Source organism: Citrobacter sp. On2M, assembly GCF_018035235.1.
In the GTDB taxonomy this organism is placed as follows: domain Bacteria; phylum Pseudomonadota; class Gammaproteobacteria; order Enterobacterales; family Enterobacteriaceae; genus Citrobacter; species Citrobacter meridianamericanus.
Window position 1 is genome coordinate 55,307 of the sequence record NZ_WPCV01000005.1, and the last position, 25,587, is coordinate 80,893.

Consider the following 25,587-nt stretch of genomic DNA (forward strand, 5'->3'; position numbering starts at 1 on the left):
ATCTCCTGTTTTAATTATTCAAAAGCTTATTAATTCTTTCCAAATTTTTTTCATGGTGTTGCAACCATTTGTCTGCACCATAATCACCATTTTCATAAGCGATCTGAGTTATTCTCTTTAATTGCATTACTTTTTTTCGGATAGATTCCAGTCGAATTCTACCTATTGATTTCATGTTCAGTGTTTCATTATCACACTCAACAAACTGATTAATTTTTGCACAAGGCTTAACTAAATAATCATGTACACAGTAACCAAATTCTGTTAAGTGTATTGCACCTTGTTTAAGGTTATTAAAATCAATTGTCAATTCATTTGTGGGTATTGAGTCCCTTTGACAATAATTATTCCTATTCAATTTAATAGCTTTGATTTTATCTAACATATCTTCTTCCGATACGTGATTATAAACTCTGTTCTGATTCACATTGACACGACCAGACCATTTAGCAATATCCAGTTCAGACATTTCACCATAATGAGCTATTGTGTTTAAAAGGTGCCGTGGTTGGTGTGACCGGATAAGTAGTGGCTTACCTTCAATATCATAATATCCGTATCGGGCGAAAATATTTTTAAATCCAGACTCATTACGCATTTTATTTTGTATATCATTAAAAAAGAATCCTTTGGTAGGTTTGTATAATGAATAGATATCACTCATTTGGGATAAAGAAAATTGGCGAGGATTCAATAAACATAATGCATTACTAAATCTTATAGATTTTTCTTTATCATACCAAGGAAAGTCTCTGCTAAAACCAGAGCTAATCATTTCCCATAGCTCACTCAATGAATAGTTATAATCATTGGAGTTTAAGAAACTTTTCCCACCATCCAAACTCGTTCTTTTAATTTTTAGAACGCATGATTTATGATCATGTAAAGGGTAGCCAAGTGCATGACAAACCTGTAAAACTGTCAACTTTAATTTTTCATCAACTTTTGGGCAAAGTTCATGTCGGTAAAATTTATCAGGGTATTTTTCGCACCATTGAGCAAATGCCCTTGCATTTTGTGATAAGGAAAGCAATCTTCTAATCGCTTTCTTCGCAACTGGTATCATAACCTGTGGAATCCACTTGATATTAGGGCCATACCCCTTAACCGAATAGAATCTTAGACCATATCTTTCGATACCCTTCTCATCTTTTTGTGTAATCTCACAATCAGCAGGTAAGGCTAAAATCTCAGAAATTCTGCTCGGACAACAAAGCAGGAGTGCAAATACTGCACTGGTGAATTTATCCCTTGGACTCAGTAGCTCATCATTTTTAGAAAAAATATCAGCAATCGCAAGTAATGCTGTTTCATCTGGTAACTTATCGTTTCTGTGATAGTCCTCAATCTCAGGAAGATAGTTGTTTTTGACCTTCTGCTTCACATGGTTTTTCCAGGATATGTATCCTGATTTTACAAGGTTATGTTCACATATAAACTTTGATAATTTTTCAAGCTGTATCCCACATTGAGCAAGAACATTACCTTCAAAATATCTACTTCCGATCTGCATTGCCTCATCAAAAACAACGGCTGTAACATTATAAATGAGACCACTATTCAGAACCTGCAAAAGAGCCTGTTCGAGACATCTCAAAGCCATCATTATGGCCCCATAATTTTTCAAGGGTTTCAATGAGTGCTGATATCTAATATATGCTTTGGCAAAATCGAGGAAATCTTCATGCATTGCATCTTTGGAGTTAAATACTTTATGTCCAACCCCTATCTTTCTAAAGGTTACATACCCTTTCCAAACATATTGTTCCCAATCCTGAGTTTGGGTTAGCCCAGATAGTTGATAGCGACAAAATTTTATGAATTCATTATAATTGTTTTCTGCCGTAAGTTGTTTTTTAGACTTAAATAAAATAATATTGTTCATTGGGCATTTACCTCATCAATATCAACTGGCATAAAGAAAGCACATTTATCACAAGGAAAACTTACATTTAAATTCTGACTTTCGCATTTTCTCGAAGAGCAAAATTTGAAATGTTTTTTCTCTTTAGACTTTATTCCATTCATAAAAATATCAGCGACAAATGACAATTGTTCTGAAACAGCGGAATCAATCCTTTCAACACTCCCAGCAAGATTTTTAATATAAATACCAGTACTTGAAGTAGAAGAATGATCCAATAATTCAGCTATAGTATTGGCATTATGTCCCTCCCTAGCCAGCATAGTTGCTATCGTATAGCGAAGCCTGCGAGGAGTAGCATTGAGTAGAGAACCTGTACGATTTGAAATTAAGTTCTCAGTAATAACAATATTCTTTAATGCTGTCTTAGCAATTGTTGGTTTTGCAAATATTTTATTAGACTCAAGGAAATCAGAATCTATTATGGCTAAATCAAGCAGTTTTTCCTCGTTCAAGAAAACTGGAACCTTTCCTTTGGTATAATCATCAAGAGTTTTACCAAGGGTTTGCTCAACAAACCTCACGGATTGATTAGCTTGCAGTTGAACAATTGATGCAACTTCTGAGATCATTGCCAGTTCTCGATATTGTAGTTGTTTACCTCGTTGTTTAACTCGTGGTACTGAAATTAAATATTCTACTTTACCATTATCTAAGTTCTTTTGAAGAAGGTCTTTATATTTCAACATAACTAACTGCTGAGGTCTTCTGCCTGTCAGACTCACTAACAGCGATATTGCATAATCTGACAGTGACAGTACACCTATTCTATATGCATGATTCATAGCCTTGATCAGGGAAGTATGTTCCTCTTTAGTTAGTGGGCCCCCTGTTGGATCATCTTGTAACACAGACTGACCAGCTTTTTTTATTTTTAGGTCCAAATGCTTTAACAGTTCTACTGCACTTTCATCTATTCCAGGATATCCAAACTCAAACCATTTAATCAAAAATGGTCGTAAAACACGAAACGATGCAGGGGATTTTGATAATTGCTTATTTTGATATTCAATTAGAACCTTATCATCTATATGAGTAGGAGATAGTTTACAGATAAGACTCTCCATATTTCTAACAATACTTTTCACATACAAATAGCTGTTGCTATTAAAATAATATTGTACTGTATATACAAATCCACAAACCAATTTTTCATTCATAACACATATCAATTCTCTAATGTTGATTCCATTGTTTTCAATCGAACTGACGATTTTATGTTCATGCAAAGACATTTTATCAGAGTTATATTTAATTAAATTATTCATCAAATCCTCCTTTGAATAGTTGCTCTTGTTGTTCAAGTGCAGTTTTTTTCGATAGCTCAAAAATATGTCTGCGATTATAAATTATTGAAGTATCTGAACCAGGTCGCCATCCCATGAGATAAGAACGGATTTGCTGTTCTTTTTCATCGGATATATCTTGGGCATTGTCTATTGTTTTTGAGAACTCATAATTCCATGTGTGTCGTAATTTATGACCTGTTAATCCACTTAGAAGTGAGGATGATTGACGAACAACACTCACTATCTTATGGTATGAGGAAAATGACAGAGGTTGCCCTTGGGTCTTCCCTTCCTTATAGGTAATAAACAGAAAATCATGCTTATTAGCATTTTTAACTTTCCTACGATCATTCAAAATATAATCTGAAATTTCATATATAAGTTTTGTGTCAGCAATTAATTTTCTCTCACACGTCTTCACTAATGGCTGATAAACTCGTGGATCTGTTTTATCATTTGCTCTCCTTCTTATTGCGATTGTTGATTCTGCAAAATCAATATCGCCAATACGCAGATTCAAAAGTTCACCTGCTCTCAAACCAAAGCAATGTAATAGAAGGAATATTAGATTGTTTCTTTGTTGCACTTTTTCCGTAAACGGGTTCAAGTTACTCCCTGGCGAAAGTATGCTGAACAAAGAATCTAGTTGTGCTTTGTCTAAGCTTTTTTCGATTTCCATATTATATTTATCATTATTCCTTGGTTTCTTTCTTTTTATGTTATTAATGAAAGCCATTACTTCCCTGAGAGTATTTTTCTGCCCTGCATGTGAAAGAAGTATTTTGCACAACCATTCAAGATAGTTAGCGACTGTTGTAATGCGAAAATACTTAGTTGGTTTTTTGACATTTGAAACCCTAAAATTACCATCCCCCCCATCTCGGAAATTTAATGAAGTGAATTCAATCAAATCCTCAATTTCATGAGGAGCGAGAAACAGCTTCTTCTGGATTCTTTCATCAATATTGATATTTTTTCTCATAAAGAATCGATATAACAATGAAATGCTACCGGCAATAACCTTCATTGTTGATATAGACTCTGACCGATTCCTGACTTGTGTTGTTATATACAAGTTTGGATAATACAATGGCTCACCAGTATCTTTATTTACGACATGACAATATCTCTCACCATTTTCGAGCATAAAAGAATCCACACAAATACTGCACATATTTTCCTCCTAAACTTTACAAAAAGTATAATTCCAATATATTAATAATAAGCATTTCGTAGATTTACAAATTTATTTGGACCGATTAAGATATTTATTTAAATTAAAACAGTGAGATAGACGATTATTCTTGTCAAATTATCATCTGGTAGATCTAGTTATGATTATGTACACCTAATACTTCGAAAACCATCTCACTGCCTTGCTAATAAACGGCAACCAAAATAATGTAAATCATTTTGTAAGGTTTTAAGCAAAAATATGGTGCCAAACTTTACATTTTTACAAAAGAGTTTTCAGCCCAATCTGGTATTGAATTATTCGCTTTGAAAGATTTCTCATTTCAACGGGACATTTAATTAGCGAGAACCATGTCTCGTAAACATAAAACTGCTCGAAAATATTAAGCTCAGAGATCGAGTCTAAGGGCTCTCTCAAGTTTCCTACAAGGTACTGACTGAGCCAGTAAATGATTTCTTTATTAAATTCGTTATTGGGTAAATCATAAATTGCTCCGGGTTCGAAGATCTTGTAAAAAAGATCATCGCCTAAATTGCACATATGGTTTTCTTCACTCACAAATTCTTCAATATTCATAAAAATCTCTCCGAGGTTTAATTAAGCAACTTTAATTCTGCTTGTTTCGATAACTGATTGAATCCACTCGTCAACTTCACTCTCGACAAAAGCAACAGCACGAACTCCGATCTTCACTGGTGCCGGAAACCGACCTTCACTGATCAGACGATAGATCCAGGCTTTTCCGTAGCCAGTTCTTTCAAGAACTTCTGGTAAGCGTATGAGGCGGGTTGCTTGATTTTTCATTTTGTTTTCCCTTGTCGTTGCGATGGAGTCACTCTACGAATAGTTGGGAAAAGAAAGGAGCGAAGCTCCTGAAACGGAGGTTCTTCTCTGCTATGCAGGATGGTTTTCTCGGAGTTGGTGCCGTACAAAACAGGGGAACTTGAGAGTAGCTGAAATTCCCCTGTTTTATAGCAAGTGGTAAAATGGCCGTTTTAAAGTAAAAATCGCAAAAAAAAAGCATCATTTACGATGATGCTTTTGGTTTTTCATATTAAAAATAGACAGTTATAGATAAGATACTAATCCGATAGTTTCATTACATCAGAGACTTTCATTTGCTTCAAATGGCTATTTTTGTTCATGAAGTAATGGAATTGTCGGATAAAGTCAGTTGTGCAGGATTTAAGAGCCAAAGGTCTGTCGGTATCTTTGATTTGGCTGGACTGCCTCATTTCGCTTTCTTCGTCATCGTCTGTATATAGTAGTCTGGATAACCTGTCGTCAGAGACACGGATTTTTTTAACGGCTGCCCACACCAGGATATCCAGCATAGGTATTACACGATAGCTGATGAGTTTCTTGATAGTTCCGTATCCAAAACGAACAGATTCCAATGGGTTTTCATCAATACCCTTAACTTTACGCCATTGCGGTAATGCAGCTTTAAGCGACTCTGCAATCTCTTCGTCTGTGCCACTTGCCAAATCAATCTCGATCATGACTGTTCGTGTAAACTGATCTGGCATAATGTCTGAAAGTGATTCCTCTCGAAGCTCTGCGTTTATAGAATAATTGTCACCTTCATGCCAAACAAAACCTCCGCGTTGCATAGCAATAATGCTCGTTTCAGCAAGGCGATCAAGGGTTGTTAGAAAAAAATGGGGAGGTTGAAAAAGTTTGTTGGCAGGAGTCATGTATCCAAGTTGCCCTTCTGGAATCAAAAAAGGGTTGCCGGTGAAAATCTTTGAGAAGTAACCCATAAGAGTTCTGCTCTCAAACTCTTCCCGATACTCCTTAAAGAACAGATTCCGGGCCCATAACTCGTGATAGAAGTGTATCAATGAGAGATCTTCAAACTTGCGATAGTTATCTATGTTAAGCCAAGCTTTGATTTCTTTTGTATGCTCTGGTGACCAGTTGTTCAAAATCCATTCTCCACCTATGCTGGTACTGCCCTACGGGTACAATTGAGTTATGCTGAAAAACTACCGTATACACTAATCGGTGAAAAGCTGATCCTTCTTGCGACTTCAGCTACCGACAGGAAGTTGAACTGAGAATTTTGTTACCTTTTGATACAATTTACAAATCTGATAATCATGAGAACTCATGTCATTAAGATTTATGGTTCCGTTTTAGAACCATGTGTGAAAAATAAAATGTAAATATTATTAAAAATCAAATTGATGAGTAAGTAATTACAGGGACGCCAGCCCACCAATCATGATTGGACAGTGCCAGGACAGCACTAGTAAAACAGGAAGTTAGCAGTCTCAGCAGGACACCGACCAGACGGTGAGGAGACAAAAAAGGATACACAAAGGAGCCGCGGCTCCCGAGTGACAAAAAAGCCCGCATCAGCGGGCTTTTTTGTTTCTGCTTTCCAGCCTCATTAGCCACGCTCAATGCAACCACAATCAACAACCCACTTTTCTTTCACCTTAGTCTGTAATCTTCCTCTCATACCTGCTTTTAGCCATAACTGATGTGAGCATCGGCTATGAGCGAAAAGTGGAGGTCACCACTATGCTTTGATTCAGCTTATGGCGTCAGCCGATAATGCGACTGCACCAGACCTGAAGGGAAGCTGCGGCTGGATAATAGCGTCAAATCGATATCATGGGGCAGAACTCCGAACAGCGGTTTTCCCGAACCGAGCAGGACAGGAACGGTAGTGATAACGATATCGGCGATCAGACCTTCGCGCAGGAACGACTGTATTAACTGCCCACCATCGATATAGACCCGGTGCACGTTCTTCTCCATCAGGTCAGCAAGAGCCTCCCCTGGCGTGAGGCATGAAAACTGCACTTTATCCTTCAGCGCCTCGGGCACGGTGGTATCGGCTAGCTGCCGGGAAAGCACCAGCACGGGCAGATCATAAGGCCATTCGTTAAAAGTCAGCACCTTCTCATAGCTGCCTCGACCCATAATGATCCAATCTTTGTCCGCGATGAATGCGGCATAGCCATGATCTTCTGTCGGGTCATCGCGCTTTAACAGCCAGTCGATATCACCATCCTGCCGAGCGATAAAACCATCAAGACTGACCGCGATGAAAACATGTGTGGTGACCATCATGTGCTCCGTGTTCAGATTGCATATATCTCGTTGAGTTTAGCAGTGTTAGCGATATTGATATGTTCCGATAAAGCCACATCACAATGTTAGCAACGTCCACCAGAGCCTCAACCACCTCCCATACCAATTACAAGGACGCCAGCCGGTGATTACCAGTGTCATCCGATAAGTCCTAAGAGCCCGCACGGCGCAAGTTCTGCGGGCTTTTTTGTGCCCTCATTTTATCCAGCGAAGTCCGAAGATAACCCATTAAATCCGAACCTTTTAGACACTTTGTTACCAGGCATAGGCCTCAGGGGCTTCCCCGCCTGGTCCTGGCCAAATAGCATCCAGTTTTTCAAGTGTTTCAGGCGTTAACGTTACAGACAGCGCATTGAGATTCTGACGAAGTTGTTCAACCGTACGTGGCCCGCTGAGTACGCTGGTGACGGTCGGATTTTGCAATAGCCAGGCAAGCGCAACGTCAGCCGGCGTTTCACCCATTTCATCGCAAAGCTGCTCCCAGGCTTCCAGCTGTGGCCGCAGATGATTGATTTGCACCTGCATATGCGGTGTTGCCCTGCGCCCCTCTGTCATTTTACGCAGCACACCGCCCAGCATTCCCCTCCCTACCGGACTCCATGGGATAAGGCCAATGCCGTAATGACGCAGCGCAGGGATCACCTCCAGCTCAACCGTGCGCTGGGTCAGATTGTACAGGCTCTGTTCAGATGCCAGTCCCAGCAGGTTACGTACGTCGGCCTTACATTGTGCGGTAGCAATGTCCCAGCCAGCAAAGTTACTGCTGCCCACATAACTAATTTTACCCTCACGGATCAGCTGTTCCATAGCCTGCCAGATCTCCTCCCAGGGGGTGTTCCGGTCGATATGGTGCATCTGATAGAGATCGATATGGTCCGTTTTGAGCCTTTTCAGGCTGGCTTCACATGCCCGGCGAATATGGTAAGCGGACAAATATTTATCGTTCGGACCCGTATCCATCGGCTGATAAACTTTTGTGGCCAGCACGATCCGCTCGCGCTTCCCGCTGCGCGCCAGCCAGTTGCCGATGATCTCTTCGGATGTCCCGTACCCCTTTGCCATATCCGGCGACTGCGGTCCGCCGTAAACATCGGCGGTATCGAAAAAGTTGATACCCGCATCCACCGCCTCATCCATGATCCTGAAGCTGGTTGGCTCATCCGTCAGTTCACCAAAGTTCATAGTCCCAAGACCGATACGGCTCACCCGCAGGCCTGTTCGGCCCAGATGTTTGTAGTTCATGTCGCATGCTCCTTAACTGACGCGTTATTTGAGGTTCTTACGGAAAAAGTCGGCCAATTTGTCGAAGGGGATCACGTCTGTGCGATCGTACAGATCGACGTGCCCAGCCCCCGGAACGACATACAGCTCTTTAGGCTGAGCGGCGCGTTTGAAGGCGTCCTCGCTGAACTCTTTTGAATGAGCCTGATCGCCGGTGATAAAGAGCATCGGACGCGGTGAAATGGCTTCAATATCGTTGAACGGGTAGAAGTTCATAAACTTGCCAATACTGCTCAGCATCGGTTTTGTCGTCAGTTCTTCTTTCTCGCCCTGCGGGGTGTAGCCGCCGCGTTCGGTGCGGTAGAAATCAAAGAACTCGCGCTGAATTTCTGGCGTGGAGGTGTCCAGTTTATTTACAGTGCCCGGAATGTAAGCCGTCTCTCCCCCTTTAAACTCAGCAAACCGCTGCTCAATGGCCGACTGGATGAAGGCCTTACGTTGTTCAAGCGTCTGGGAATGGTTAAGCCCGTTACGGAACGCAGCTCCCATGTCATACATGCTAACGGTGGCGATGGCTTTCATACGTGGGTCAATCTTCGCGGCGCTGATGACAAAACTTCCGCTACCGCAGATGCCCAGCACGCCGATATTTTCCGGATCAACAAATGGTTGTGTGCTGAGATAATCAACCGCCGCGCTGAAATCATCCGCGTAGATTTCCGGTGAAATCAGGTGCCCTGGCTTACCTTCGCTTTCTCCCCAGAACGAGAGATCAATCGCCAGCGTGACAAAACCCTGCTCCGCCAGTTTCTGCGCGTACAGGTTTGAGCCCTGCTCTTTGACTGCGCCCATCGGGTGGCCCACGATGACCGCCGGGTTTTTGGCGTTCTGAACGATCGTTTTCGGGACAAACAGATTGCCAACCACGTTCATCTGATACTGGTTTTTAAAGGTGACTTTTTGCTGCGTCACCTTATCGCTTTTATAAAAGTTATCCGCACCTCTGGACATATCCGCCGCGGAGGCGGCAAATGCGCTGATGAACATCCCCAGGGCTAACGTAAATTTATTCATGATGGTTTCCTTATCAGGACGAGTGTGATGAATGGCCACCGGCAGACGCGTCTGCTCGTGAGGTCAGGAATATCAGTACGGTTGCGATAATCAGCATTGCGGCGCTGACCAGAAAGGTGCTCTGGAAACCGTGATGGTCGAACAGCAGGCCTCCCACGGTGGATCCCAGCGCAATGGACAGTTGCACCATCGCCACCATTAGCCCACCTCCCGCTTCGGCATCCTGCGGGAACGTGCGTGGAACCCATGCCCACCATCCCACTGGCGCGGCGGTTGAAATCAGCCCCCACAGTCCGAGCAGTATCGTCACGATGGCCGCCTGGTTGCTAAACGCGATCAGGGCCAGCGCGATGATCGCCATCAGTACAGGAATCGCCATCAGGGTCGGGTAGAATCCGCGCTTCAATACCCGGCTAATCAACGTCGTGCCGATGAAGCCCGCCATACCGATGACCAACAGGATGAGAGTCACCGCTGAAGCGTCCACCTTCGTTACCGCTTCGAGGAAGGGTCGGATATAGGTAAAGAGCGTGAACTGTCCCATAAAGAAGATCCCCACCCCTAGCATGCCCAGCGTGACCACCCGGTGGCGGAACAGCATGAAGACGTTTCCAGCGCCCATATGCGGGCGGGTAACCGGCATAGAGGGCAGACTGAGCAGTTGCCAGACAAACGCGACGATGGCGACGGGTAGCAGGCAGAAGAAGGTCCCCCGCCAGCCGATGACCGAACCCAGCCAACTGCCCAGAGGTGCGGCCACGACAGTGGCTAGCGCATTGCCGCTGTTAAAAATAGCCAGCGCCAACGGAACACGGTGCACTGGCACCAGACGCATCGCCGTCGCCGCCGACATCGACCAGAACCCGCCGACTACAATGCCAATCAGAGCCCGACCCGTCATATAGGTCAGGTAGTTGGGGGCCATCGCAATAACGGCCCCGGACAGCGCCATGATGCACGTCAGGCCGAGCAGCAGAGTTTTCCGGTTAAGCGCGCCTGCCAGTCGGGAAATAAACAGGCTGGTCACCACCGCAAACACGCCGGAAATGGCGATTCCCTGCCCGGCCATGCCTTCGGTGACGTTCAGGGACTGCGCCATCGGCGTCAGGAGGCTGACCGGCATAAATTCGGAGGCGATCAGGGCGAAGACGCACAGTGTCATGGCAAACACGCCGCCCCAGTGCGCCGGTTGTTTTTCACTTTCTCCGTTTTTGTTTCTGGTTTCAGTTTTCTGATTACGCATTTAGCCTTTCTTTTTTGTTGATAATGCGATGCCCTCCCCTGCGCCTTCAGGAGACTTTGACGCGTCGGCGTGGGGACAAGCACGGTAGTAAAAGGGAACGATGGGTATGAAAGGAACGACTGCTCAGTCCACGATCCTGATCTGCACCTTAAGCGGTCCATGGCGCTGCAGGGCGGACAATCCCGAATCGACTTTGCCAACCGGGATCAGTGAACGGGCGTAAGGCCTGCCCTGGGCAAAAATCGCCAGGTTGCCCCAGGGCGCGTAGAAAGTAATATCCCCGGCTTCCGGCGTCATGCCTTCCGGAGCCTGTGCAGTGGAAAGCCTGCGCGGCAGATCGCTAATGCGCTCAATATCGGCGTAATCTTGCAGCGTGAGGCTGAGGGGAAGCAGTGACGCAAAATCCCGCCCTGTCGGCGTGTCATAGAGGGTGGCAGTGGCGGTCTCACTATTCACAACGATCTCAATTTTCATAAGCTTCTCCTGTACAGCGACCCGTTCGTTGTCACCCGCCATCACGGACTGCGTAACGCATAGCAGCCCGACAAGAAGGAACATCATCAGCAGCGACGTTTTGCGGTGCATGTTTTGCATATCGTTTAGCGTTGACTTTTTCATCGCATTATTGTTACCAATAGGCAGCGGGGAAACTAGCTAATGAATGCTTAATAAGCTTATAAGTAAAATTTATAAATAGACCGGAACTGAACATGGCCAGACGCAACCTCAACGATTTACTCTCTTTCGTCACCGTGGCGCGGGAAGGCAGCTTTACGCGTGCCGCCGCGCAGCTTGGCGTGACTCAGCCCGCGCTGAGCCAGGCGATTTCCGGGCTGGAAGAGCGGATGCAAATCCGCCTGCTGACGCGGACCACCCGCAGCGTCGCCCCGACGGCCGCCGGTGAACGACTGCTGCAGTCGGTGGGCCATCGCATTGACGAGATTGAGGCCGAACTGGATATGCTGACTGAACTGCGGGACAAGCCAGCAGGAACCGTCCGCATCACCTGCGGGCCGAACGTGCTGAAAACGACCCTGCTGCCCAAGCTGACGCCGCTGCTGCGCGAATATCCGGATATTCATATCGAATTCGATGCCAACCACGGATTCCGTGACATCGTGGCAGATCGGTTCGATGCGGGCGTGCGGCTTGGCGATACGATCGATAAAGATATGATAGCGATGCCCATCGGTCCGAAACTTCGTATGGCAGCGGCCGCCTCGCCAGATTATTTCGAACGATACCCGGTTCCCCAAACTCCCCATGATCTGACGCAGCATCAGTGTATTAATCTGCGTATGGTCCGATCCGGGGGGATTTATGTCTGGGAATTCGATCACGAGGGAGGAGAGCTGAACGTTCGGGTTAACGGACAGTTGACGTTTAATACGTCGGAACATGTTGTTGACGCCGCGCTGGCAGGGTTGGGTATTGCCTTTTTACCTGAGGAGGAGTTTGGCTCACACCTCAAAGAGGGTCGTCTCGTTCGCGTACTTGAATCCTGGTGTCATCCTTTTCCGGGCTACTATCTTTATTATCCCAGCCGCAAGCAGCCTTCCCCGGCCTTTTCACTCGTTGTTGATGCGCTGCGCATTAACCGGAAAATTTAGGGGTAGATGAAGCAGATAACCTGATATCCGACACTCCTCCAGGAGAATCAATGTGGGGAGGATTTTGAAAAAATATTAATAACCAGAACCCCGGCACAAATAAGGACCATGCCTGCAATCGCCGGAAAATCAAGCTTTTGCCCACTTACTAACCAGCCCAGAAGGCTGATTAAAACGATTCCAGCACCTGACCAAATTGCGTACGCAATACCCGTTGGAATGGTCGATAACGTCTGGGCAAGAAGATAAAAAGCAGTGCAGTAGCACACTATTGTGGCTACAGATGGCCAAAGGCGTGTAAATCCGTCAGAGAACTTCATCAGGGTTGTACCTATAACTTCAGCTACGATGGCTCCTGCAAGAAAAATGTATGAATTCACAATCTGACCTCATGTGACAAGCTGAAACCGCCATCGTATCACAAAGGGTTAGGTGGTTTTAAACACTACCAAAACTACTTTAGTTTAGTCGCGAAATGTCCGCATCTTGCACAAACGCACCGAAGGAAACACTGCCCCTACAGTTTCTACCGGGGCATCAACCAATGCGTAAAATTCTGTTCCCCCACAGCCACTCGTTATTTAACCCAATATTAAACGTGGATTTTACCCAACACAAAATAACCATATTGATGGTTCGCGAGTGCATTAATCAGATAAATAGTTTTTTCTGCACTTACAGTTTTTTCCTAAAGCCAGCGCTTCGTTTACGTGCCACGCTTATTCACGCTAATAACTTATAACGCTAAGCGAGGATATTATGAAAAAGACAATTATCGCATTATCTGCAATTTTGCTGGCTTCTCCGGTTATTGCCGCTACGACACACGCAACTGATAATGATGTAGCTGCCGCACACGAAAACGCTAATACCGCAAAAGAAAAACTGCATCAGGCGCAGAATCAGGGCGAAGAGCAGAAATTAAAAGCTAAACATGCTGCGGAAGGTAAACAAGATAACCTGAGTAGCAAAGTGAGCGAAGGTTCGCAAAAAGCCTGGAATAAAACTAAAGAAGGCACTGAAAAAGGTTGGAATGCAACCAAAGAAGGCACAGAGCAAGGCTGGAATAAGACCAAAGAAGGTGCTGCATCCGTTGAGAAAAAAATCAGCGAATAATTTCCCAGCCATTTAATAAAGTCATTTAATAATGAAAGCCGCTTTCGCGTTTTTATTATTTTTTAACCACAATCCAGGATTGCTGACCTGACTCAATCCTTTTTACAGCGAAACCAGAGCAGGGCCACAGTAACGCACAGGCCCTGACTCCAAATCTGCTTTCACCGCAGCCAAACACTTTCATCCTTATTTATCGACCGGATAATCCCTGTTAATCCACGCGTGATCATCTTCCCAGGTGAACATCCATTTGCGGACCGGCCCGGCCATAACGTTGAGGTAATAGCTGTCATACCCGGCCATCGTCGCCACCGGGTGATACCCCTTCGGCACCATGACCACGTCACGGTTATAGACCGCCATACATTCATCCAACATTCTGTCGTCAGTGTAGACGCGCTGCATGCAGAACCCCTGTTCCGGGTTGAGACGATGATAGTAGGTCTCCTCCAGATAGGTCTCCTGCGGTGGGTTATCCGTGTCATGCTTATGGCTTGGGTAGGAACTGGTGCAGCCTTCATTGGTCCACACCTCCACCACCAGCAGGCTATCAGCGGGTTTATCTTCCGGTAAGATGTTATGCACATAACGCTGGTTATTGCCCTTGCCGCGCGCTTCTCCCTCGATATCCTGTGGTGCGATCAGCCGCGTCGGGTACGTTCCTTTCCCCGGCGCAGCACAAACTGCCAGCTCCAGTCTGGTCACAGCCTGAATCTGTATTGCCTCACCAGAGGTGACATACACCGCCCACGGTTTAATGCGTTCGAACGGGCTCATCCGCTCGCCGATATCCGTAAAGGTTGCGCCCGGCGTGGTGATGGTCGCACGTCCGGCGACCAGTACCAGACAGCGTTCTTCGCTGACTGCGGGCAGCGTAAGCTGCTGCCCCTCCTCCAGTTCATACGCTGCAAAGCCGACATATCCCCAGCCAGCACGTTCTGGGGTCACCGACTGCGTTCGCCCTTGTGCGTCAGGTTGCTGCCAGCGTGATAATAAACGTGACATGTCACCTCCTCAGATAAGCCCGGCATCCCGCGCCAGACGGCTAAGGTTGTTATAGCCCAGACGCGCATACGTCAGCGGGTGCGCGATGGCCGGATCCTGCTCCGCTTCCACTACCAGCCAACCCTGATATTGATTCGCCTTCAGCAAGGTCATGATCGGCGGATAGTCAACGCAGCCATCTCCCGGCACGGTAAAAACACCGCTCAGTACTGCATCAAGAAAGCTGGTTTTGCGATTTTTGACATCCGCCAGCACGTCGGCACGCACGTCTTTACAGTGAACATGGTTGATACGCGATGCCCAACGCTGTGCCACCGCCAGCGGATCGGCACCTGCGAAGGTCAAATGGCCGGTGTCGAGCAGCAATCCGACTTCATCACCGGTATGGGTCATCAGGTTGTCCACGTCGTCGGCGGACTCAATCACCGTGCCCATATGGTGATGATAGGCAATCTGTACCCCCTGCTGCTGTGTGTAGCGGGCAAATTCAGTGAGTTTTTCGCCGTACTCTTGCCAGCGTGCCTGCGGGAAGCGCGGACGCAGATGTACCGGTGTCTGCTGCTCGCCGTGAATACAGCCACTCACTTCGGCAAATACCAACACCTTCGCCCCCAGTTCGCGCAGTAACGTCAGGTGCGATTGCACGGCGGCAATCTCCTCCTCTACGCTACGCTCCAGCAGACGACCGGAGTACCAGCCGGAAACCAGTTGCAGCTCGTGGCGCTGCAAAATGGGGCCGAGCAGTCGCGCCTCGCGCGGGAATTTATTGCCCAGTTCGAAACCAGCAAACCCGGCCTCTTTGCCTTCGCTCAGACAAGTATCCAGCGAGGTCTCGGCGCCCAGAGAAGGCAGATCGTCATTCGTCCATGTCAGTGGATTAATACCTAATTGTACCGTCATTATCTTCTCCTGAATTATGCTTGTCCGCGCTCGCGCCACCAGGCGATAAGCTGCAGGTAGTTATCCTTAATGCGCGCCACCAGCTGCGCATCATCAATATCGTGTTTCAACCACGCGCGAGAGGCGTCGCCAAACAGCGTGCGTCCCACGGCGAAACCCTTGACCAGCGTTTGTCCTGCAGCGGCTTTGAAGTCGGCGCGCAGTTGCTCTGCCGGGGCATCCAGACCGAGGATCACCACCCCACGGCAGTGTGGGTCACGGCGCGCGATAATTTCACTCAGCGCCGTCCAGCCGCTGGCCGAGAGCGGTGGCAGTTTCCACCAGTCGGGGGAAATCCCCAGGTTGTAGAAACGGGAGATGGCACGCAGGTAGAGATCGTCGCTGCGCGGCATGCTGGCGGGCAATATCACCTCCAGCAGCAGCTCATGCCCGGACTGGCAGCAGGCGTGGTACACCTCGGCAATTTTCTGTTCTTGCTCCAGACGCAGCGCATGGGCATCTTCCGGATGGAAAAAGACCAGACACTTCACCACATGCTCCTGCGGCCAGCTGATGAGCTGCGAACCTATATTGCCGTGTTCCATCTCCAGCGGGCGCGAACCCGGCAGTTCGATAGGGCGACCTATCCACCAGCCCTCTCCGGTTATCGCATTCAGCGCATCCTGACCAAACGTACCGTCGCACAGCAGCCCGGCCTTACCCTCCAGCCCGGCGCTGTTGGCCGCCTCGCGGCTGGCCTGCAGGATCAGCTGCTTCAGCGCCGGAATACGTTTCAGAGACGAGCCGCACTGCAGCGCCATCTCCTCAAGCTGACTGCGGTGATCGAAGGCCATTACACACAGTTCCGGCCATTCGCGGCGACGGGTAGTGACGCGGTGCAGATGGTTTAGACGCGGGTCAAGATCCGGACGCGGAACGAGTGCGGCGCGGGAGAGATAATCATCCAGCTCGATTTTGCTCGGCATCGCCGGGGCACAGCCATGGCGCGACACTACCAGCGCGCCGCAGGCATTGGCATAGCGGCACGCCTGCTCCCAGCCCTCATCGTTCAGGTAGCCCCGCAGCAGGCCGGACATAAACGCATCCCCTGCGCCAAGCACGTTAAGCACCTCGACGCGCACGCCGGTCACCGTCAGGCCATCGTCCAGCCGGGGTGGGATGGCATCGATATACACCGAGCAGCCGAGCGCGCCGCGTTTGCAGACCAGCGTAGCCTGACTCACACCACGCACCTTCTCCAGCGCCTGCAGCGTTTCGGTGCTGCCGCCCGCGATATGAAACTCCTCCTCGGTGCCGACGATGACGTCGAACAGGTGCAACACATCCTGCAATTGACGCGTCACCTGCTCAGCGGCGATAAAACGCGTTTCGCCGTCGCCTAAGGACGTTAACCCCCATAACACCGGACGGTAGTCGATATCCAGCACCGTGCGCACGCCGTGGCGGCGGGCATAACCCAGTGCCGTCAGCACCGCCTCGCGGGTCTGGGGATGAGAAAGATGGGTTCCGGTGATGGCAAGACAGCGGGCAGACGCGATGTACTGTTCATCAACATCGCTGGCAGTAATCGCCATATCCGCGCAGTTATCACGGTAAAAAATCAGAGGAAAGGTATCCCGGTCTTTAATGCCGAGTAGCACCAGCGCCGTCAGGCGGTCTTTATCGGTAATCAGATGGCTGGTGTCACAGCCCACCTGGTTTAACTCTTCCCGCAGAAAACGCCCCATATGTTCGTCGCCAACCCGCGCCAACATTGAAGAACGCAATCCCTGGCGCGCCGTGCCGTACGCCACGTTGCCGGACGACCCGCCAAGATATTTGGCGAAGCTCGACACATCTTCCAGACGGGCGCCAATTTGCTGACTGTAGAGGTCTACCGCCACGCGGCCCATGCATATCACATCAAACTGCTTTTCCACGTTGAACCCTCTTCAGACAATGTCGTTCACGTTCAGCCAGCGGCCTTCCAGGTGCGAGAGTGCGATGGCGTCAAGCACACGCGACACCTTCCAGCCCTCTTCGAAGTCCGGCCACATCGGCGCATCGGCGGCAATGCCGTCCACCAGATCGCGCACTTCCACGGTTTTCTGATCGTTAAAGCCGATGCCATGCCCGGCCCCCATACAAAACGCACCGTAGTCCGGGTGTGCCGGGCCAACGAGCAAGGTACGAAATCCCTGTCGGTTGACCGGATCGTCATGCAAATAGAGTTTCAGCTCCGCCATGCGCTCCTGGGTAAAACTGATGCTCCCTTTGGTCCCGGTAATCACATACGACAACCCCATTTTGCGGCCACAGGCCACGCGGGAGGTTTCAATCACCCCTTGCGCCCCGCCTGCAAAGCGCACCATCGCGTGGGCCTGATCTTCGTTCTCTACCGTCACCATTTGTGAGGAACCGACTTGCGCCGGACGCTGTGGCACCACGATCTTCAAGTCGCCGCAGACCTGATGAATATCGCCAACCAGGTACTGCGCCATATTGACGATATGCGCCGCCAGATCGCCAAGTGCCCCCAGACCCGCCGTTTCTTTAAAACAGTGCCAGTGGATCGGCGCAAGCGGATCGGCCATGTAGTCTTCGTTGTGGGTGCCGTAGAAATGGATCACCTCGCCAATTTCGCCGCACTCAATGATCTCTTTCGCCAGCTGCGCCGTTGGGTTCTTCATATAGTTGAAACCCACCAGCGTTTTCACTCCGGCCCGTTGTGCCGCCTCCACCATTTCACGCGCGTCATGGGCGTTCAGCGCCAGCGGCTTCTCCGAGTAGACGTGCTTGCCGTGACGGATCGCCTCCAGCGCCATCTCTTTATGCAGATGGTTAGGCGAACAAATATCAACCACGTCAATGGCCGGGTCGGCCACCAGCGCACGCCAGTCTCCGGTTGAGCGATTGAAGCCAAAGGCCTGCGCCCGTTCGGCCGCCAGCTCCGGCGTGACTTCCGCCACCATTTCGCGCACCAGTTTGCCGCGCAGGTTGAACACCGTCGGGGCCTGGGCATAGGCGATGGCATGCGCCTTGCCGATATACCCGGTGCCAATTAGTCCAATACGAACTTCTTTCATCGTGATCCTCACAGTGCGCCGCGACGGCTCTTGGCGTAGGTATCGAACGCCACCGCCAGAACGATAATTAAGCCGGTTATAATTTGTTGGTAATAAGCCGAGACGTTCATCAGCACCAGGCCGTTAATCAGGATGCCCATGATGATCGAGCCGATAATGGTGCCACCGATGCGTCCGTAGCCCCCCATCAGCGACGTGCCGCCAATCACCACGGAAGCGATGACGCGCAGCTCAAACGAGATCCCGGCGACCGCTTCCGCACTGCCCAAACGCGCACTGAGGATGAAGCCCGCCAGCCCCGCCAGACAGCCAATCAGCACGTAGACGCTGACCAACACGCGCTTGACGTTGACCCCGGCCAGGCGCGCCGCCTCCGGGTTGCCGCCGATGGCGTACACGAAGCGCCCCCAACGGGTTTTATGCAGCGCCAGATAACCACCCACCGCCACCAAAGCGAAGATCCAGATCGGAATGGAAATGCCGAGCAGTTCACCACGCCCCCACCAGCGGTAACCCGCGTCGAACCCGGCAATCGGCGCGCCGTCGTTAATGACCAGCGTCAGGCCGCGCCAGATGGTCATCCCGCCGAGGGTGACGATAAACGGCGGCAGACGCAGGCGGGTCACGCCGAGGCCATGCAGGAAACCAATCGCGGTGCCCATCGCCATACAGATCCCAAGGCCAATCAGCCAGCTCATGCCGCCCCAGGCGTTCGGATCGACGGTGGTGAAGTTGTCGCCCTTAATCACATACGCGGCGGTCATGGCGCAGACTGCCAGGATGGAGCCTACCGACAGATCGATTCCGGCGGTCAGAATGACAAACGTCATACCGACAGCCATGATCCCGTAGATGGAGACTTCGGTCAGGATGTTGAAAATATTGCGTTCAGAAAGAAAATTGCTGTTCTGCAACTGAAAGAAAATCAGCAGCAGGATCATGAAAATCAGTACCCCAAAGCGCTCAAAAAAGGCTATAGGATCGAGACGTCCGCCGCGTTTGGCTGGAACCTGCGTTTTAGAAATAATCTGCGTCATGAATCACTCCGTTATGCCGCATTCAGGGCGTTGTGGTTGATGGCCATCATCGTCATTAACCGCTCTTCGTTGGCGTCATCGCCATGGATCTCGCCAGTCACCCGGCCTTCACTCAGCGTGATGATCCGATCGGAAACCGCCATGACTTCAGGCAGATCGGAGGAGATCACGATCACCGCCACGCCCTTCTTCGCCATATCAAACAACACCTGATGGACTTCTGATTTGGTACCAACATCGATGCCACGCGTCGGCTCATCGACAATCAGCACCCGCGGATTAAGTGCCATGCAGCGCGCGAGGATCACCTTTTGCTGGTTGCCACCAGAGAGCTTGCGTACCTCCTGCGCGCTGTTGACCATTTTGATCTGCAGCGCCTGACGGTAAGACTCGATCAGGGCATCCTCTTTGCGGGTATTCACAAACCAGCGCCACTGCAGCAGTGATGACAGGCTGGAAAGCGACAGGTTGTCGCGGATCGACAACCCCAACACCGCGCCCTCTTTTTTACGATCTTCCGGCACCAGCGCCAGCCCCTGATCCAGCGCAAACAGCGGATCGCGCGGCTGATATGGCACGCCATCAAGCTCAAAGCTACCGGAGGTAAACCCGTCGGCGCCAAACAGGCAGCGGGCCACTTCAGTGCGCCCGGCACCAACCAGCCCGGCGATGCCTAATACTTCTCCGGCATGAACGTGGAAACTAATGTCGTGTAGCGCGATGCCATGCGGATCCAACGGCGGCTTTTCACGGCTGAGTCCCTTTACCGCCAGACGCACAGGTTTATCTTGATGGTGAGTTTCACTGGCCGGGCGGCGATTAAAGGCCACATCACGCCCCACCATCAGGCGAATCAGCTGTTCTACAGTGGTCTGTGCAACCGCACCATTGCCGGTAAAACGTCCATCCTGGAAAACGGTAAACTGGTCGCAAAGTTGAAAGACTTCATGAAGACGATGGGTGACATAGATAATGCTCACGCCCCGCCCTTTAAGTTCCCGCACCACCCGGTGCAGACTTTCTACTTCGCTGTCGCTCAGCGCGGCGGAAGGTTCGTCCATGATGATAAGCTTTGCGTTCAACGTCAGCGCCCGCGCAATTTCCACCATTTGCTGCTGTGCCACACTCAGTCGGGCCACGGCAGTGGTTGGCGCAACGTTCAGTTGCAAATAATCCAGAATCACCTGCGCTTCCTGATTCACCGCCTTTTCATCCACAATCAGATTGCGCTTGCGCGGTTCACGCCCGAGGAACATATTCTCGGCGACGGTCATGTTGGGCAGCAGATTAAATTCCTGATAAATAGTGATAATGCCCTTGTTCTGCCGCTCGACCGGAGAGTCCTCTACCGGCAACGTTTCGCCGTTAAACCAAATCTCCCCACGCGTTTGCGGCTGCGCGCCCGCCAGCGCTTTCAGCAGGGTCGATTTTCCGGCACCGTTTTCACCTAACAGCGCGTGGATTTCTCCCGCACCAACGGTCAGTTGTGCGCTGCTTAGCGCCCAGACGCCGGAAAAGCTTTTCGCCAGGTCGGTCACTTTCAGTAAGGGTTGCGACATCGGTCTGCTCCTCCTCATAGTGAGCCGCCACTTACGCAGCGGCTCTGGACATATCAGTTACCGGCCTCACCGATACGCTCAGCCTGCTGCAGATTTTCTTTAGTTATCAGCGTTGGCGGATAGTCAGCACCGGTGATTGCGGTCTTCTCACGGACGTTATTCACCAGTTGGCTCATGGCCGTTTTCACCGCAAAACCAGGACGCTGATCCGCCGTTACCGCCAGCCAGCCGTCACGCACGCGTGCCAGCGCTTCCGGTACAGCATCAAAGCCCGTGACCAGAACTTCACCCGGTTTCAGACCTTGCCCCTGTAACGCTTCAATCGCGCCCAGCGCCATGTCGTCGTTAGCGGAGAGGATCACCTGTGGGCGTTTCGGCAGTGAAGGCAGCACGCTTTCGACAATGCGCATCCCTTCAGAACGCATCCAGTTACCCGTCTGATCGGCGACGATCTTGTACTTTTCACCGCCCGCCTTCAGGCTGTCGCGAATACCTTTAGTACGTTCTATGTTGGAGGAGGAGCCTGGCTGGCCGGTCAGCAGAATAATGTCCGCCCCGTCAGGAAATTTGTTTTTTACAAAGTCGCCAATCGCCTGGCCGCCTTTGTAGTTATTCGCGCCGAAGTGCGGCACTTTTTTCTGGCTATCGACGGAGCGGTCGAGAGTAACAACGGGTAGCTTCGCATCCTGAATTTCATCTACCGCACTGGACACCGCGTTAACATCGTTCGGTGAAACGATAAAACCCTGTGCGCCACGGGTGATGGCGTTTTCCAGGTCAGCGACCTGTTTCGGCGAGCTACCCTGCCCGTCCAGAACCTGCAAATTCACACCCATCTCTTTTGCGGCTTTCACCGCCGTGCGCTGCATGTGAACTTCAAATGGCATCGCCAGATTTGGCGTACTAAAAACAATTTGCTCATTTTCAGCAATGGCTGCCCCGGATGTCATGGCGATGAGGACAGCTAAGATCAGTTTTTTCATTATTATGTCTCTCTGTGTAGGGTTGGTTGTGATGACAATCAGAGGAGAACTTCACGCTGGCTATGCAGTGACTCCAGCGCTTTATCCGCCAGATACAGCGCACGCTCACCGTCGTCCCCGCTGCAATCCGGGACCGCTTCGCCGCGCAGTACCGCAACAAAGTGCTCCCATTCCGCGGCATAGGCCGATTTATAACGCTGCAGGAAGAAATGTTCAGGCAGCGCGCTGTTGCAGCCCTGTTTGCCGTAGTGCTGCACCTGGTTTTCGAGAATATTGCCCGCACACAGCAGCCCTTCAGAGCCGTGCAACTCAAGGCGCTGGTCGTAGCCGTAGGATGAGCGGCGGCTATTGACGATGGTCGCCATCGCGCCGGAAGCATATTTCAGAACGATAAATGCGGTGTCGATATCGCCCGCCTCACCAATCGCCGGATCCACCAGATTACTGCCCTGGGCATACACCGACACCGGCTCTTCGCCCATGATAAAGCGCGCCATGTCAAAATCGTGGATGGTCATATCGCGGAACATGCCGCCGGAGACGCGCACGTATTCCGCAGGCGGCGGAGACGGGTCTCGGGAGATAATCAGCAGCGATTCCGGCTTACCGATACGCCCAGCCAGTGCGTCGGTTTTCACGCGGCGAAACTGCGGGTCAAAGCGGCGGTTAAAGCCGATAAACAGCGGCACGTCGTACTCTTTAACCACTTTCAGACAGTCGCGCACGCGGGCCAGATCCAGGTGGACGGGCTTTTCACAGAAGATAGCTTTGCCGTGACGAGCAGCCAGTTCAATCAGGTCTGCGTGGGTATCTGTCGCGGAGGCGATCAACACGGCGTGAACGTTTCGATCAGTCATTGCCTCATCCAGACTTTGCAGACGGGCCTGGTACTGGGTGGCAAGACGAGTGGCAAACTCCTGATTCGGGTCGACGACGGACCAGAGCGTGGTGGCACTGTGACTGGCAATGTTAGCTGCATGTACCTGGCCAATTCGGCCAGCGCCCAGTAAAGCAATGTTAAACATAACGGCTCCCGGTGTTGGTGAATGCGATGAACTAACGACTCCTTAAATAAAACATTTATTTCATTTTTATAAATAGTGAAAATTATATTTTTGAGTGCAAGTTAACACTTTTGAGACGAATGAGATAAAATCTGTTATCAATATCACAACATGATATAAGGAAAGATGCAGGAATTGGCCCCCTTCCGTTCAGGAAGGAGGCGGTGGATGAGGCGGTGGATCAAGAGAAAAGAAAAATGAAATGAAAATTTCGTCGGGAAGGATTGCCGGATGGCGGCTTTGCTTATCCGGCATAACTCTGCGTCAGTACTGGCGCGCTTTTTTCACCTGCTCAAACGTCTGCTCAGCGGCTTTGCGCACCGACGGCGAATCGGCCACCTGCGCGTCGCCAGTGCGCCACCAGGCGGCGTAATCGTGGGTCATGGTTTTAGGCAGGACTTTGATATCCAGCAGCGCAGGACCAGGATGCGCACGGGAGGCATCCAGCGCCGCCAGAAGGCTTTGTTCATCATGTACCCGCCACGCCCGACAGCCGTAGCTCTGCGCGTTTTGGGCAAAATCGACTTTTACCAAAGGCCCATCCAGTCGCCCGGTTTGCGGGTTACGGTGGCGGTTTTCCGTGCCGAAACTCCCCATCCCGTGTCCCATCTGCAGATTATTAATACAGCCGAAGCCGGCGTTATCAAACAGCAGAATGGTCACCTTTACCCCTTCCTGAACGGCGGTTTGCATCTCGGAATGTAGCATCATGTACGAGCCATCTCCCACCATGGCATAAACCGGCTGCTGTGGCTTCGCCAGCCTGGCCCCAATAGCAGCCGCAATTTCATAGCCCATACAGGAGTAGCCGTATTCCAGATGATAGCTGTCAGGGGTTTTGACCTGCCAGATGCGCTGTAAATCGCCAGGCAGCGAGCCAGCCGCGCCGACGACAATAGCGTTGTCTTCGATGTGCTGATTGATAAGCCCCAGCACCTTAGTCTGGGTCAACCGGGTGTTAAGCGTGTCGCCATATTCTGCCAGTTGGGCGTCAAGATGCCCCGCCACTTCAGGTTCGTCGTCAGGACGCCAGTCGCGATCCCACAAACGCTGGCACTCATCGCGCCAGGCCGCTTGCACCTGCGCTACCTCATTCCCCCAATCGCTGCGGTAATCTTTCAACGTTTCGGTTAGTGCATTCAGCCCGGTACGGGCGTCGGCGATAAGCGCAGTAGCATCAAGCTTCAGCGCATCAAACTCCGCCACGTTCAACAGCAGGAATTCAACGTCCGGATGAGAAAACAGCGCTTTCGAGCCGGTGGTAAAGTCGGTGAGACGCGTGCCGATGCCGATCACCAGATCGGCCTTCGGCGCGAGCTGATTGGCGGCCATCCCCCCGGTAACCCCAATGCCACCAAGGTTAAGTGGGTGGTCACTAACCAGCGCCCCCTTTCCGGCCTGAGTTTCGGCAAATGGCAGTTGCAGCGTTTCAACAAACGTTTGAAATGCCTCATGCGCACCGGAATAGCGAACCCCGCCGCCGCATACCGCCAGCGGACGACGTTTGCGGGCAATCAGCGCCCGCGCCATCGCCAGACGCTGCGGATCGGGTGGACGACGTTCAATCAAATGCACGCGGCGCGCAAAGAAGCTCTGCGGGTAATCCCAGACTTCCCCTTGCACATCCTGTGGCAGGCAAATAGTGACTGCTCCAGTATCTGCGGGGTCAGTAAGCACTCGCATCGCGTTCAGCATCGCGCTCATTAACTGCTCCGGGCGATTAATCCGATCCCAGTAACGCGAGACAGGCCGGAAACAGTCATTCGTGCTGATGCCAAGGTCATGGTATTGCTCAATTTGTTGCAGTACCGGATCCGGCTGGCGGCTGGCATAGACATCCCCGGGCAACAGCAACAGCGGAATACGGTTCGCCGTCGCGGTCGCCGCGGCAGTCACCATATTCGCCGCCCCCGGTCCAACCGACGACGTGACGGCAAAAATACGCTGGCGTCGATGCTGTTTGGCGAATCCAGTCGCCATATGCGCAATTCCCTGTTCGTTACAGCCCTGCATCACCTGCAGGTGACCGGGATCCTGCTCCAGCGCCTGGCCGACACCCAGCACGTTACCGTGACCAAAGATGGTCGCCACACCCTCGACAAAAGGCGCTTCCTGTCCATCGACACAGATATATTGTTGATTAAGGAATTTGACCAGCGCCTGAGCCATGGTCATACGTTCGGTTTGCATAAACCCT

Annotated in this window: 23 protein-coding genes; 2 read left to right on the top strand and 21 right to left on the bottom strand. The window is 50.4% G+C overall.

Features of this window, described 5'->3' with window-relative positions:
• Positions 1-10 precede the first annotated feature (10 nt).
• From On2M_RS18255 to On2M_RS18305, 11 genes are all read right to left on the bottom strand, one after another.
• The gene (locus On2M_RS18255; RefSeq protein ID WP_210905277.1) at positions 11-1,885 is read right to left on the bottom strand and encodes a DNA-binding protein; all 1,875 of its coding nucleotides are present in this window, start codon (positions 1,883-1,885) and stop codon (positions 11-13) included.
• Positions 1,882-3,192, bottom strand: coding sequence for a tyrosine-type recombinase/integrase (locus On2M_RS18260; protein WP_126338500.1), 1,311 nt, complete (start codon positions 3,190-3,192; stop codon positions 1,882-1,884). Before On2M_RS18260 ends, On2M_RS18255 begins: the two co-directional genes overlap by 4 nt.
• Positions 3,185-4,387, bottom strand: a complete 1,203-nt coding sequence (locus tag On2M_RS18265) for a tyrosine-type recombinase/integrase (RefSeq protein ID WP_210905278.1) — start codon at positions 4,385-4,387, stop codon at positions 3,185-3,187. Before On2M_RS18265 ends, On2M_RS18260 begins: the two co-directional genes overlap by 8 nt.
• A gap of 282 nt (positions 4,388-4,669) precedes the next feature.
• The gene (locus On2M_RS18270; protein ID WP_210905279.1) at positions 4,670-4,984 is read right to left on the bottom strand and encodes a hypothetical protein; all 315 of its coding nucleotides are present in this window, start codon (positions 4,982-4,984) and stop codon (positions 4,670-4,672) included.
• 21 nt (positions 4,985-5,005) lie between these two features.
• Entirely contained in the window at positions 5,006-5,212 is a 207-nt protein-coding gene (locus On2M_RS18275) for an AlpA family transcriptional regulator (protein WP_001549561.1), read from the bottom strand.
• 278 nt (positions 5,213-5,490) lie between these two features.
• Positions 5,491-6,336: a DUF6387 family protein gene (locus On2M_RS18280; RefSeq protein ID WP_210905280.1), complete on the bottom strand. Its 846-nt coding sequence runs from the start codon at positions 6,334-6,336 to the stop codon at positions 5,491-5,493.
• A gap of 616 nt (positions 6,337-6,952) precedes the next feature.
• Complete coding sequence (locus tag On2M_RS18285) at positions 6,953-7,489, bottom strand: dihydrofolate reductase family protein (protein ID WP_151218391.1); 537 nt, start codon at positions 7,487-7,489, stop codon at positions 6,953-6,955.
• A 279-nt stretch (positions 7,490-7,768) separates the two neighbouring features.
• A complete protein-coding gene (locus On2M_RS18290) occupies positions 7,769-8,755 on the bottom strand; it encodes an aldo/keto reductase (protein WP_151218127.1) in 987 nt (328 codons plus the stop codon).
• A 24-nt stretch (positions 8,756-8,779) separates the two neighbouring features.
• Complete coding sequence (locus On2M_RS18295) at positions 8,780-9,808, bottom strand: alpha/beta hydrolase (protein WP_187253061.1); 1,029 nt, start codon at positions 9,806-9,808, stop codon at positions 8,780-8,782.
• Positions 9,809-9,821: 13 nt separating this feature from the next.
• Complete coding sequence (locus tag On2M_RS18300; protein WP_187253062.1) at positions 9,822-11,051, bottom strand: MFS transporter; 1,230 nt, start codon at positions 11,049-11,051, stop codon at positions 9,822-9,824.
• A gap of 123 nt (positions 11,052-11,174) precedes the next feature.
• Complete coding sequence (locus On2M_RS18305) at positions 11,175-11,669, bottom strand: cyclophilin-like fold protein (RefSeq protein WP_210905281.1); 495 nt, start codon at positions 11,667-11,669, stop codon at positions 11,175-11,177.
• Between the two features lie 92 nt (positions 11,670-11,761).
• On the opposite strand from On2M_RS18305, the gene On2M_RS18310 reads away from it, so the two are divergent.
• Positions 11,762-12,661, top strand: coding sequence for a LysR family transcriptional regulator (locus On2M_RS18310; RefSeq protein WP_151218130.1), 900 nt, complete (start codon positions 11,762-11,764; stop codon positions 12,659-12,661).
• A gap of 47 nt (positions 12,662-12,708) precedes the next feature.
• On the opposite strand, the gene On2M_RS18315 is transcribed toward On2M_RS18310, so the two are convergent.
• On the bottom strand, positions 12,709-13,041 hold the full coding sequence (locus On2M_RS18315; RefSeq protein ID WP_151218131.1) for an EmrE family multidrug efflux SMR transporter: 333 nt from the start codon (positions 13,039-13,041) through the stop codon (positions 12,709-12,711).
• Positions 13,042-13,420: 379 nt separating this feature from the next.
• On the opposite strand from On2M_RS18315, the gene On2M_RS18320 reads away from it, so the two are divergent.
• Positions 13,421-13,777: a hypothetical protein gene (locus On2M_RS18320; protein WP_210905282.1), complete on the top strand. Its 357-nt coding sequence runs from the start codon at positions 13,421-13,423 to the stop codon at positions 13,775-13,777.
• A gap of 186 nt (positions 13,778-13,963) precedes the next feature.
• Here On2M_RS18320 and iolB read toward each other — a convergent pair whose 3' ends face one another.
• The 9 genes from iolB to iolD all read right to left on the bottom strand — a co-directional run bounded on the left by iolB (position 13,964) and on the right by iolD (position 25,580).
• Positions 13,964-14,782: a 5-deoxy-glucuronate isomerase gene (iolB, locus tag On2M_RS18325; RefSeq protein WP_151218132.1), complete on the bottom strand. Its 819-nt coding sequence runs from the start codon at positions 14,780-14,782 to the stop codon at positions 13,964-13,966.
• A 9-nt stretch (positions 14,783-14,791) separates the two neighbouring features.
• A complete protein-coding gene (gene iolE, locus On2M_RS18330) occupies positions 14,792-15,682 on the bottom strand; it encodes a myo-inosose-2 dehydratase (RefSeq protein WP_210905283.1) in 891 nt (296 codons plus the stop codon).
• A 14-nt stretch (positions 15,683-15,696) separates the two neighbouring features.
• Positions 15,697-17,601, bottom strand: coding sequence for a 5-dehydro-2-deoxygluconokinase (gene iolC, locus On2M_RS18335; RefSeq protein WP_151224213.1), 1,905 nt, complete (start codon positions 17,599-17,601; stop codon positions 15,697-15,699).
• Between the two features lie 12 nt (positions 17,602-17,613).
• The gene (locus On2M_RS18340; protein ID WP_210905284.1) at positions 17,614-18,747 is read right to left on the bottom strand and encodes a Gfo/Idh/MocA family oxidoreductase; all 1,134 of its coding nucleotides are present in this window, start codon (positions 18,745-18,747) and stop codon (positions 17,614-17,616) included.
• Between the two features lie 8 nt (positions 18,748-18,755).
• Complete coding sequence (locus On2M_RS18345; protein WP_003826102.1) at positions 18,756-19,784, bottom strand: ABC transporter permease; 1,029 nt, start codon at positions 19,782-19,784, stop codon at positions 18,756-18,758.
• 11 nt (positions 19,785-19,795) lie between these two features.
• Positions 19,796-21,343 carry a sugar ABC transporter ATP-binding protein gene (locus On2M_RS18350; RefSeq protein ID WP_151224215.1) on the bottom strand — a complete coding sequence of 516 codons (1,548 nt, stop codon included), beginning with the start codon at positions 21,341-21,343 and terminating at the stop codon, positions 19,796-19,798.
• A gap of 53 nt (positions 21,344-21,396) precedes the next feature.
• Positions 21,397-22,326: a sugar ABC transporter substrate-binding protein gene (locus On2M_RS18355; protein WP_210905285.1), complete on the bottom strand. Its 930-nt coding sequence runs from the start codon at positions 22,324-22,326 to the stop codon at positions 21,397-21,399.
• A 38-nt stretch (positions 22,327-22,364) separates the two neighbouring features.
• On the bottom strand, positions 22,365-23,351 hold the full coding sequence (gene iolG, locus On2M_RS18360; protein ID WP_151224216.1) for an inositol 2-dehydrogenase: 987 nt from the start codon (positions 23,349-23,351) through the stop codon (positions 22,365-22,367).
• Positions 23,352-23,654: 303 nt separating this feature from the next.
• Positions 23,655-25,580 (bottom strand): 3D-(3,5/4)-trihydroxycyclohexane-1,2-dione acylhydrolase (decyclizing), encoded by a 1,926-nt coding sequence (iolD, locus tag On2M_RS18365; protein ID WP_210905286.1) that lies wholly within the window; start codon positions 25,578-25,580, stop codon positions 23,655-23,657.
• Positions 25,581-25,587: the final 7 nt, after the last annotated feature.